General features: G+C 68.2%; 11 protein-coding genes. 5 read left to right on the plus strand and 6 right to left on the minus strand.

What is annotated here, in order from left to right; all coding sequences use genetic code 11:
* The first annotated feature begins 9 nt into the window (after positions 1 to 9).
* Genes sfnG through J9611_RS11130 form a run of 3 tightly spaced genes read left to right on the plus strand, consistent with a single transcriptional unit; the run spans position 10 to position 3,076 of the window.
* Complete coding sequence (gene sfnG / locus J9611_RS11120) at positions 10 to 1,221, plus strand: dimethylsulfone monooxygenase SfnG (RefSeq protein ID WP_211880155.1); 1,212 nt, start codon at positions 10 to 12, stop codon at positions 1,219 to 1,221.
* Positions 1,221 to 2,585 (plus strand): O-acetylhomoserine aminocarboxypropyltransferase/cysteine synthase family protein, encoded by a 1,365-nt coding sequence (locus J9611_RS11125; protein ID WP_211880156.1) that lies wholly within the window; start codon positions 1,221 to 1,223, stop codon positions 2,583 to 2,585. The genes sfnG and J9611_RS11125 overlap by 1 nt, the downstream gene beginning before the upstream one ends.
* Positions 2,582 to 3,076 (plus strand): CoA-binding protein, encoded by a 495-nt coding sequence (locus tag J9611_RS11130; protein WP_211880157.1) that lies wholly within the window; start codon positions 2,582 to 2,584, stop codon positions 3,074 to 3,076. Before J9611_RS11125 ends, J9611_RS11130 begins: the two co-directional genes overlap by 4 nt.
* Before the next feature lie 122 nt (positions 3,077 to 3,198).
* Here the strand turns inward: J9611_RS11130 and J9611_RS11135 are convergent, their stop codons facing one another.
* From J9611_RS11135 to J9611_RS11150, 4 genes are all read right to left on the minus strand, one after another.
* A complete protein-coding gene (locus J9611_RS11135; protein ID WP_211880158.1) occupies positions 3,199 to 4,029 on the minus strand; it encodes a hypothetical protein in 831 nt (276 codons plus the stop codon).
* Positions 4,026 to 4,574, minus strand: a complete 549-nt coding sequence (locus tag J9611_RS11140) for an RNA polymerase sigma factor (RefSeq protein ID WP_211880159.1) — start codon at positions 4,572 to 4,574, stop codon at positions 4,026 to 4,028. The genes J9611_RS11135 and J9611_RS11140 overlap by 4 nt, the downstream gene beginning before the upstream one ends.
* A gap of 87 nt (positions 4,575 to 4,661) precedes the next feature.
* Complete coding sequence (locus tag J9611_RS11145; RefSeq protein ID WP_211880160.1) at positions 4,662 to 5,165, minus strand: hypothetical protein; 504 nt, start codon at positions 5,163 to 5,165, stop codon at positions 4,662 to 4,664.
* Between the two features lie 302 nt (positions 5,166 to 5,467).
* Positions 5,468 to 6,757, minus strand: a complete 1,290-nt coding sequence (locus J9611_RS11150) for an adenylosuccinate synthase (RefSeq protein ID WP_211880162.1) — start codon at positions 6,755 to 6,757, stop codon at positions 5,468 to 5,470.
* Between the two features lie 426 nt (positions 6,758 to 7,183).
* Here J9611_RS11150 and J9611_RS11155 point away from each other — a divergent pair, with 426 nt between their 5' ends.
* Positions 7,184 to 8,419, plus strand: a complete 1,236-nt coding sequence (locus J9611_RS11155) for a cobalamin-independent methionine synthase II family protein (protein WP_211880164.1) — start codon at positions 7,184 to 7,186, stop codon at positions 8,417 to 8,419.
* A 260-nt stretch (positions 8,420 to 8,679) separates the two neighbouring features.
* On the plus strand, positions 8,680 to 9,309 hold the full coding sequence (locus tag J9611_RS11160) for a uracil-DNA glycosylase family protein (RefSeq protein WP_211880165.1): 630 nt from the start codon (positions 8,680 to 8,682) through the stop codon (positions 9,307 to 9,309).
* A 192-nt stretch (positions 9,310 to 9,501) separates the two neighbouring features.
* Here J9611_RS11160 and J9611_RS11165 read toward each other — a convergent pair whose 3' ends face one another.
* Together J9611_RS11165 and J9611_RS11170 are read right to left on the minus strand one after the other, a co-directional pair.
* Complete coding sequence (locus J9611_RS11165; protein WP_211880167.1) at positions 9,502 to 9,930, minus strand: DUF3151 domain-containing protein; 429 nt, start codon at positions 9,928 to 9,930, stop codon at positions 9,502 to 9,504.
* Positions 9,931 to 9,932: 2 nt separating this feature from the next.
* The coding region (locus tag J9611_RS11170) for a class II fructose-bisphosphate aldolase (protein ID WP_211880169.1) at positions 9,933 to 10,445 on the minus strand (513 nt) is incomplete at its 5' end.

Genomic DNA, 10,445 nt, shown 5'->3' on the forward strand with positions numbered 1-10,445 from the left:
GGAACACCCATGACCGACATCAGTAACGTCGCCCGACTGTCCGAGCCGCTCAAGTTCGCCTACTGGGTCCCCAACGTCTCCGGCGGCCTGGTGGTTTCCACCATCGAACAGCGCACCGGCTGGGACTTCGACTACAACAAGAAGCTGGCGCGGATAGCCGAGAACTCGGGCTTCGAATACGCCCTCACGCAGACCCGCTACGCCGCCTCCTACGGCGCCGACAAGCAGCACGAGGCGACGTCCTTCAGCCTGGCACTGCTGGCCGCCACCGAACGGCTCAAGGTGATCGCCGCCATCCACCCCGGCATGTGGCACCCCGGCGTGCTCGCCAAATTCATCATCACCGCGGACCACATCTCCAACGGCCGCGCCGCCGTAAACATCGTCTCCGGCTGGCTCAAGAACGAGTTCACCAACTTCGGGCTCGAATGGCTTGAGCACGACGAGCGCTACGTCCGCACCGAAGAGTTCATCAAGGTCCTCCGCGGCCTCTGGACCGAGACCGAGTACAGCCAGTCCGGCAAGTACTACAACATCACCGACTTCACCCTGCAGCCGGCCCCGGTGGACGTGCCGGGCCGCGCGCACCCGGAAATCTTCTTCGGCGGCAACTCCACCGCTGCCCAGGCCACGGCCGGCCGTGTCGCGGACTGGTACTTCTCCAACGGCAAGGACCTTGAGGGGTTCAAGGAGAACATCGCCGGCGTCGTGGCGGCGGCGGGCGAGACCCGGCGCGGCACCGCGGGCGCCCTCGAGGCACTGCCCTCACTCCCCGCCCCGCGTTTCGGCCTCAACGGCTTCGTCATCGCCCGCGACTCCGAAAAGGAAGCCCGCGACACCCTCCGCGAGATCGTCGCGAAGGCCCACAAACCGGCAGTCCAGGGCTTCCGCGACGCCGTGCAGGAAGCCGGCGCGTCCACCAAGGACGGCAAGGGAATGTGGGCGGACTCCTCGTTTGAGGACCTCGTCCAGTACAACGACGGCTTCAAGACCCAGCTGATCGGCACCCCGGAGCAGATCGCCGAGCGGATCGTGGAGTACAAGAAGATCGGCGTGAACCTGTTCCTCACCGGCTACCTGCACTTCCAGGAGGAAGTCGCGGCGTTCGGCCAGGACATCCTCCCGATCGTCCGCGAACTCGAGGCGGACCTCGCCCGCACGAACGGCACCGAACTGGACCTGTCCGGCACCCCGGCCGCCAACGTAGAGGTGGCAGCGTAATGGCTGACCGCACCTTCGGTTTCCGCACCCGCGCCCTGCACGCCGGCGGGACCCCCGACGCCGAGCACGGCGCCCGGGCCGTCCCGATCTACCAGACCACCTCCTTCGTGTTCAAGGACACCCAGGACGCCGCCAACCTCTTCGCCCTGCAGAAATACGGCAACATCTACTCCCGGATCGGCAACCCCACGGTCGCCGCGTTCGAGGAGCGCATCGCCTCCCTCGAAGGCGGCATCGGTGCGGTGGCCACGTCCTCGGGCATGGCGGCCGAGTTCATCACCTTCGCCGCCCTCACCCAGGCCGGGGACCACATCGTGGCGGCCTCCCAACTGTATGGCGGCACCGTCACCCAGCTCGACGTCACCCTGCGCCGCTTCGGCGTCGACACCACCTTCGTCGCCGGCACCGATCCGGCGGACTACGCCGCCGCGATCCAGGAGAACACCAAGGCGATCTTCGTCGAGGCGGTGGCCAACCCGTCGTCGGAAGTCCAGGACCTTGAGGGTCTCGCGAAGGCGGCGCACGACGCCGGCATCCCGCTCGTCGTCGACGCCACCTTGAGCACCCCGTACCTCGTGCGGCCGATCGAGCACGGCGCGGACATCGTGATCCACTCCGCCACCAAGTTCCTCGGCGGGCACGGCACCACCCTGGGCGGCGTGGTCGTGGAAAGCGGCCGCTTCAACTGGGGCAACGGCAAGTTCCCGATGATGACCGAGCCGGTTGCCTCCTACGGCAACGTCTCCTGGTGGGGGAACTTCGGCGAGTACGGCTTCCTGACCAAGCTGCGCTGCGAGCAGCTGCGCGACATCGGCCCCGCGCTCTCCCCGATGTCGGCCTTCCAGCTGCTGCAGGGCGTCGAGACGCTCCCCCAGCGCCTGGACGAGCACCTGAAGAACGCCCAGGCGGTCGCCGAATGGCTGGAGGCGGACGAGCGCGTGGCCTACGTGAACTTCTCCGGCCTGCCCTCGCACCCGCACTTCGAGCGGGCGAAGAAGTACCTGCCGCTGGGCCCCGGCTCGGTGTTCTCCTTCGGCGTGAAGGGCGGCCGTGCCGCGGGACAGACGTTCATCGAATCCCTGCAGCTGGCCTCGCACCTGGCCAATGTGGGCGACTCGCGGACCCTGGTGATCCACCCGGGCTCCACCACCCACCAGCAGCTCAGCCCGGAGCAGCTGGCATCCGCCGGCGTGCCGGAGGACCTCGTCCGGATTTCCATCGGCCTCGAAGACCTCGAGGACATCCTCTGGGACCTGGACCAGGCGCTCACCGCGGCGCAAATTGCGACGTCCGACGACGAGACCGGGGTTTCGACGAGTTCAGCCCCAGAAGCCGACGCCTGCACGATTGGAGCACGCGCATGAGCACCGCCGACCGCACCTGGACCGGACCGTCCGCGCCCGGGCGGCTGGGCCTGCTGCGGCAGGCGAAGTCGATCGCGATCGTGGGCGCCTCGGACAAACCGTCCCGCGCCAGCTACTTCGTGGCCACCTATCTGCAGTCCTCCACCCGGTACAAGGTGTACTTCGTGAACCCGGTGGTGAAGGAAATCCTGGGCGAGCCGACGTACGCCTCGCTCGCTGACCTGCCGGAGAGCCCCGACATCGTGGACGTGTTCCGCAAGCACGATGACCTGCCCGGGGTCCTCGAGGAGGCCATCGCGGCCGGCGCCAAGACGCTGTGGCTGCAGCTCGGGTCCTGGCACGAGGACGTCGCCAACGAGGCGGAAGCCGCCGGCCTCGACGTCGTGATGGACCGCTGCGTGAAGATTGAGCATGCCCGCTTCCACGGCGGCCTGCACCTGGCCGGCTTCGACACCGGCGTCATCTCGTCCAAACGCCAGGTCCTGGCCTGACGCCAGGCGCGTTCGGATGCCGGGCTCGCGGGAAACGTGCGGACTCGCCTTAAGGCTACGGCGAGTCCACACTGTTCCGGCGACGTCGATGGCCTGGAACCAATCCGGAAGCCAGGGATCCCCTAGGGCTGGCCGGGGACCGCAGGCGTGATGCCGCCCGGGATAGTGGGCGTGACGGGAGCCGGCAGGGGCTGCTTGCCGTTGCCCTGGCCGAGTCCGGGCAGGCCGGGCAGGCGCGGCACTGCCCGGTTCACTGGGCCCTGGCCCGGTGCCGGGAGAACTGTGCCTCGGCCGACCGCGGGCGGCGGGGCAGACGGCATCGGCGTGGCCCGGCCGGGAGCCCGGGTTGCAGGGGCTGCCGGAGCGGCTGATCCCGGGACTACTGCCGCGGCCGCGGCGGTCGGCGCAGGAACCGCCGGAACCGCCGGAATCGACGACGGCGACGGCGACGGCTGGGCATGTTCCGGTGCCGGGGCCGGAACATGGCCGGCCGGCTGGAAAAGAACGCCGATGGTCTGGCCGACGTTGTGGCGGAAGTCCTCGCTGGACGCGGCAACAGCACCGGCGCCGAGAGCCATCGCACCGGCGACGGCGCCGCCCACTATCGCCAGGCGGCGCTTCCGGCCGCGGCGGTCAGCCAGGCTCGTGACGCCCGCCGGCAAAGTGCCGTCCGCAGGAGCCAGCGGGGACACGACGGCGGGCATCGCCGTCGTCACTGCTGTGGGAGATCCGGCGGCGGGAGATCCGGCTGTGGGAGATCCGGCGGCGGGAGATCCGTGGGCTCCGGCGGCCAGCAGCGCCGCGAGGTCGGCCCGGGGCGCCGGGGCACGGCCGGGGACCAGGGCCCGCAGCTGTTCCAGGGAATCGCGGAGCTCCGTGGACGCTGCGAGGCCGGAATCACGGAGCATCGCCTGGATGCTGCCATCCTGCTGGGGGTCGCGTGTGCCGGTCATGATGCTGCGTGGTCCTTTTCGGTGACGAGTTCGCGCAGGGCGCTGAGCCCGCGTCGCTGAAGCTGCTTGATGGCACCGGGCGTCTTGTCCATGATGCCGGCCACCTGTTCGATGGAAAGGTCCGCGACGATCCGCAGGACCAAGACCTCGCGCTGCTCCTCATTGAGCTTGGCGAGGGTGCCGGAGATACCGCCGAGGGAGCCGAGGGCCTCCTCCTCGGCGGAAGCGGAATACCGGGCGTCGTCCCGGGGATCGTATTCGGCCAGGTACGGCGTGCGTTCGGCCCGCCGCCGGTGGTCGACCAGCCTGGCGTGGGCGACGGAGAAGATGAAGGTCCGCAGGCCGGCGTGGCCGCCGGTGACGCCGGCCAGTTTCGGCAGGACATCGACGAAGACGTCCTGGGTGAGCGCCTCGGCGTCGTCCACTCCGCGGGCTCTGAAGTAACCGAGCACCGCGGGGGAAATGACCGTGTAGACAGCGCTGAAGCCTGACGGCTCGCCAGCTAGAGCGGCTGACAATTCGTCATCGCTTAGCTGTTCTGCCAAGAGGTTGTCCTTCCGTTGCTGCTGGGGTGCGGCCCCGGCAAGTCTAGCGGCCGCACCCCCGGCGCCTCCGTGGGAGGCGTTCGGTCCTTACTTGTCGAGCTGGGGCAGCTCGGCGGACGGGGTGGCCGGAACGGCGGGAACAGCCGGGACGCCATGGGCGCCCGGGACGGCCGGGACGGCTGCATGGACGTCAACGTTGGCGTGAGCCTCGCCGGCTACACCCTTGGCAGCGGCGCTGCCCTGGACGTCGGCACCGTGCTTGTCAGCGTCGATGGAGCCCTCGGCGGCACCTTTGGTACCTTCCACGCCGGCGTCGACCTTGGCGGAGCCGTCAACGGCGGGGGTGGCCGGCACGGCGGGGGCCACGGGCACGGCCGGGGCAGCCGGCTTCGCGGGAAGTTTGGGGGTGGCCGGCACGGCGGAAGTGGCCGGGGTGGCGGGCGTAGCGTGGGTCACTTCAGCCTGCTGCGTGCCGGACTGGGTGTTGGATACCTGGGCCGCGTTGGCCAGTCCGATACCGGAAAATCCTCCGACTGCCAGAATGGCGGCACCGATGGCAATCTTGGTGGTCTTGCTAACACTCTTCATCACAGGGATACATCCTTCGGTTGGGTGAAGGCCGGCCGGCGCCTCATGGGGGCAAGGCGCCGACCCGCACTTACGGTGGAAGGCCATCCGGATATCTGGTGGGGGTCCAGTCTCCGGCGGCGCTTACAAAGGAGTAATCGCTGGGGAGACCCGAAAGGTTACGCACCGATCGGAATTTTCTTTTTTCTTTTCCGGACGGGCTCAATGGCGGGCCCAACTGCGGCTTAACCGCGACGACGGCGGGCCACCTTTACAGGTGACCCGCCGTCGTCGAGCGTCAGTCAGTCGGTCCCGGCCGGACAGTGTCAGTCAAGGATCAGATCGTTGATCACGATGGTCTGGTCGCGGTCCGGGCCGACGCCGATGGCCGAGAAGCGGGTGCCGGAGAGCTTCTCCAGCGCCAGCACGTAGTTGCGGGCGTTCTCCGGGAGGTCCGCGAGGGTGCGGGCGCCGGTGATGTCCTCGGTCCAGCCGTCGAAGTACTCGAAGATCGGCTTGGCGTGGTGGAACTCGGTCTGGGTCATGGGCATCTCGTCGTGCCGGACGCCGTCGACGTCGTAGGCCACGCAGACCGGGATCTGCTCGATGCCGGTGAGCACGTCCAGCTTGGTGACGAAGTAGTCGGTGAAGCCGTTGACGCGGGACGCGTGGCGGGCCAGCACGGCGTCGTACCAGCCGCAGCGGCGCGGACGGCCGGTGTTCACGCCGAACTCGCCGCCGGTCTTCTGCAGGTACACGCCCATCTCATCGAACAATTCCGTGGGGAAGGGACCTGCGCCCACCCGGGTGGTGTACGCCTTGATGATGCCGATGGAGCGCGAGATCCGGGTGGGGCCGATGCCCGAGCCGACGCAGGCGCCGCCTGCGGTGGGGTTCGAGGAGGTCACGAACGGGTAGGTGCCGTGGTCCACGTCCAGGAACGTTGCCTGGCCGCCCTCCATCAGCACCACCTTGCCCTCGTCCAGCGCCGTGTTCAGGACGAAGGTGCTGTCGATCACCAGCGGGCGGAGGCGTTCGGCGAAGGACAGGAAGTACTCCACGATCTCGTCCACCTCGATGTCGCGGCGGTTGTAGACCTTGACCAGGAGTTCGTTCTTCTGCCGCAGCGAGCCCTCGACCTTCTGGCGCAGGATTGACGCGTCGAAGACGTCCTGGACGCGGATGCCGAGGCGGGCCACCTTGTCCATGTAGGCCGGGCCGATCCCGCGGCCGGTAGTGCCGATGGCGCGGCTGCCGAGGAAACGCTCGGTCACCTTGTCCAGGACCTGATGGTAGGGCGCCACGAGGTGGGCATTGGCGGAAATGCGCAGCTTGGAGGTGTCAGCGCCGCGGGCTTCCAGGCCGTCGATCTCTTCGAACAGTGCCTCGAGGTTCACCACGCAGCCGTTGCCGATGATCGGGACCGCGTTGGGGCTCAGGATGCCGGCAGGAAGGAGCTTGAGCTCATACTTTTCACCGCCTACGACGACGGTGTGCCCGGCGTTGTTGCCGCCGTTGGGCTTGACGACGTAGTCGACACGGTGGCCGAGCAGGTCAGTGGCTTTACCTTTGCCTTCGTCGCCCCATTGGGCTCCGACGATCACGATTGCTGGCATGGGATCCTCCCCCATTCGTTCGGGCCGAATCCCGTGTGGTCCACCCTGCCTGATTCGCCAGGGTGGTTCGCCGGAGCTCAGCACCGTTCATGAGAACGCCCCGAATCTTCACGCTGTGCTCTTACCCATCAACGCCAGAGTTCCGGGGCTCTTACCACCCAAGTTTAGCCGATCGCGGTGACCGGCATCGCCTGAAGGCCATGGCCTCACCGGGAGGCAGCCCGGCCGCGTTGCCGCGACACAATGCCCGGCGGATTTGCCAGGTCCCGGCCCCTGGAATTAACTGGGTGGGACCATCCCGAGCGGCCGAGGGACCTGGACCGTTGACGCCGCAGCAACCCTGCCCGGACACGGAATCCCCGACACCACGGGATTCCGCCCGGCAAAGGTGCTACCGCCAGGACCGATGGAAAGGAAACTGTCCCCATGCCCCAGGACCCTCACAACCCTCACAACCCTCAAAACACAGACCGCATCCGCGTCACCCACGCCGGCTCGTTGCCCCGCACCCCGGAACTGATCGCCGCCAACGAGGCCAAGGAAGCCGGGGGCATCACGCCGGAATTCCTGGCGCTGCTGGAAGGCTCGGTGGTGGACGTCGTCCAGCGCCAGAAGGACCTGGGCATCGATATCCCCAACGACGGCGAGTATGGCCACACGATGTCCAGTTCCGTGGACTACGGGGCCTGGTGGAACTACTCCTTCTCCCGGCTCGGCGGCCTGGAGCCGACCGACGTGGACCGCTGGGCCGACGCCGGGGTGCACCGCTCCAGCCCCGGCAACATCGTCCTGACCTCCTTCCTGGACCGCCGGGACCGGCAGCAGTTCAATGCCGCCTACAACGATCCGTCCTCCGGGATCCTGGCCCACCGCAAGAGCGTGAGCCAGCCCAAGATCGCCGGCCCGCTGACGTACACGGGCCAGGACCTCGTCGGCTCGGACATCGCCAACCTGAAGACCGGCCTGGCCGCAGCGGGCCTGGCCGAGGGCTTCGTGGCCTCCCTGTCCCCCGGGTCCTGCGCCCGCGTCGCCAACGAGTACTACAAGACCGACGAGGAACTCCTCTACGCCTGCGCCGACGCGATGCGCGAGGAGTACAAGGCGATCATCGACGCCGGCCTGACGGTCCAGCTCGACGACCCCTCGCTGGCCGAGAGCTGGGACCAGATCAACCCCGAGCCCAGCCTGGCGGACTACCTCAAGTTCATCCAGCTCCGGGTCGAGGCCACCAACTGGGCCCTGCGCGGCCTCCCGCAGGAGCAGATCCGCCTGCATGTCTGCTGGGGCTCCTGGCACGGCCCGCACACCACCGACATCCCCTTCGCGGACATCATCGGATCAGTGATGCAGATCGACGCCGGCGGCTACTCCTTCGAGGCCGCCAACGTCCGCCACGAACACGAATGGCGGGTCTGGGAGGACACCAAGCTCCCCGAGGGCAAGGTCATCATCCCCGGCGTCGTCTCCCACGCCACCAACGTGGTGGAGCACCCGGACCTCGTGGCGGACCGGATCGTGCGTTTCGCGGAGCTTGTCGGGCGTGAAAATGTGATTGCGTCCACAGACTGCGGCCTCGGCGGCAGGGTGCATCCGCAGATTGCCTTCGCCAAGCTCGAGGCGCTCGGTGAGGGCGCACGCCGCGCCAGCAAGCGGCTCTGGTAGCCGGCTGAGCTGCGGCGGCGGTGCCTGCCCGGGGTCCCGCGCGGGCGCCGCGGCGGCTGCCGGCCGCCGCCGGCGCCCGCTGCGGCGGCCTGCTGCGACCTCCGGCCGGTCCGGCATTTCCCAGGGCTTGATAGACTGATAAGGATCGACTCGGAATCGGTCCACACCACATTTTCAATCCACACCGGACTCCGCGCGCCTGCGTTTGCCGTGCCCCCGTCCGGTCTGGCAGCGTCACCAATCCCGGGAAGCAGCAATATATGACAGCCTTGGCCACTGAAAATTTCCGCGAACAGCTCCTGAGCCGCCGCTACGAACCTAGCGTCGCGGCCGTCAACGAGCTCTGCGACACGCTGCGGGGCAACAAAGCTGGCACCAATGTACCCTACGTTGATCCGATGCATGACGTCGACGAGTGCCGCATCATCAGCCTCTTCTCCAACATCGGAACCGAGGACGAGTCCGGCTTCATCACCGCCGGCGACGAGGAAGCGGCCACCCGGATGCTGGGCGTCCAGTGGAAGCTGGGCCTGCGCCCCGAATACATCATGCCGTGGAACGTCCACCCCTGGTACGTGCCGGGCGAGCCCAACGGCAAGTTCACGCCGGACCAGATTTCCGCCGGCCTCAAGCCGCTGCTGAAGTTCCTCGCCCTCGTGCCCCGCGCCTCCGTGATCGTCGCCCACGGCACCGAGGCCAACCGCCTCGCCCAACTGCTGCTCAAGACCGAGGTCCCGCTGCTGTGGCGCCGAGGCCTGAAGACCTACAAGGTCCGCTCGCTCAGCGGCCGCGCCTTCGCCGGCACCCCGGCCCGCCAGGAGCAGTACCTCGAGGACATGCACACCGCCTACGCGGACGCCATGGCCCGCACCGGACTCGCGAAGGCCTAGTCCCCACCCGCTCCCTAACCTCGCAAGTCCCCACCGGCTCCCAGCCTTCGCAAGCTCAGGCAGGGACCCTCGCCGGTGTGGCCCCACGGTCAGGGAACCCGGCGGGCGTGGGCCCACCAAAGTACGACGGCGGGCGGTCACCTTTTCGCAAGGTGACCGCCCGCCGTCGTACTTTAACGCGTGCCTGTCCGGTCAGCGCTTCTCGGCCTCGATGGCCGCCTTGGCGGCGGGATCGGAGTCCTTGAGGAACTTTTCGATGCGCTCGGGCTCCTCGGCCTCGCCGATCGCGGCGGAGGCACGCCCCAGCGAGTACAGGGCGCGCAGGAAGCCGCGGTTGGGCTCGTGCTCCCACGGGATCGGCCCGACGCCGCGCCAGCCGTTGCGGCGCAGCGAATCCAGGCCGCGGTGGTAGCCGACGCGGGAGTAGGCGTAGGAATCGATGGTCCGGCCCTCGCTCCAGGCCTCCTCGGCCAGGATGGCCCAGAGCAGCGAGGACGTCGGGTGCTTCTCGACCAGGTCCAGGGCTTCCTGGCCCGCGTCCAGCTCCGCGAGGACGTCGGTCTCGGCAGGCAGGAGCGTGGGCTCGGGGCCCATCAGGTTCTTGCGGAAGTCGTCGGACATGCTCAGAACGTCTTGCCGGTGGAGCCGAGCTGCTGCGCTGCCTCGACGACGCGGGCTGCCAGGCCTGCCTCGGCGGAGGCGCCCCAGACGCGGGGGTCGTAGAGCTTCTTGTTCCCGACCTCGCCGTCGATCTTCAGCACGCCGTCGTAGTTCCGGAGCATGTGGTCCGCCACCGGGCGCGTGTAGGCGTATTGGGTGTCGGTGTCGATGTTCATCTTGATCACACCGTACGAGACGGCGTCGGCGATTTCCTGCTCGGAGGAGCCGGAGCCGCCGTGGAAGACGAGGTCGAACGGGTTGGCCTTGCCGATCTTGGCGCCGACCTGTGCCTGGATGTCCTTGAGGATCTCCGGGCGGAGCTTGACGCCGCCGGGCTTGTAGACGCCGTGCACGTTGCCGAAGGTCAGCGCGGTGATGTAGCGGCCGTTCTCGCCGGCGCCGAGGGCGTCGATGGTGGCCAGGGCGTCCTCGACGGTGGTGTACAGCTTGTCGTTGATGGCGTGCTCGACGCCGTC

It is taken from the genome of Pseudarthrobacter albicanus, assembly GCF_018224015.1.
GTDB classification, from domain to species: Bacteria; Actinomycetota; Actinomycetes; order Actinomycetales; family Micrococcaceae; genus Arthrobacter; species Arthrobacter albicanus.

What these genes read in the sequence shown, in the direction of transcription:
- J9611_RS11165 (WP_211880167.1), bottom strand. Translation starts at nt 9,930, where the DNA reads ATGTCCGACGACTTCCGCAAGAACCTGATGGGCCCCGAGCCCACGCTC.
- J9611_RS11150 (WP_211880162.1), bottom strand. Translation starts at nt 6,757, where the DNA reads ATGCCAGCAATCGTGATCGTCGGAGCCCAATGGGGCGACGAAGGCAAA.
- J9611_RS11130 (WP_211880157.1), top strand. Translation starts at nt 2,582, where the DNA reads ATGAGCACCGCCGACCGCACCTGGACCGGACCGTCCGCGCCCGGGCGG.
- J9611_RS11125 (WP_211880156.1), top strand. Translation starts at nt 1,221, where the DNA reads ATGGCTGACCGCACCTTCGGTTTCCGCACCCGCGCCCTGCACGCCGGC.
- sfnG (WP_211880155.1), top strand. Translation starts at nt 10, where the DNA reads ATGACCGACATCAGTAACGTCGCCCGACTGTCCGAGCCGCTCAAGTTC.
- J9611_RS11160 (WP_211880165.1), top strand. Translation starts at nt 8,680, where the DNA reads ATGACAGCCTTGGCCACTGAAAATTTCCGCGAACAGCTCCTGAGCCGC.
- J9611_RS11155 (WP_211880164.1), top strand. Translation starts at nt 7,184, where the DNA reads ATGCCCCAGGACCCTCACAACCCTCACAACCCTCAAAACACAGACCGC.
- J9611_RS11135 (WP_211880158.1), bottom strand. Translation starts at nt 4,029, where the DNA reads ATGACCGGCACACGCGACCCCCAGCAGGATGGCAGCATCCAGGCGATG.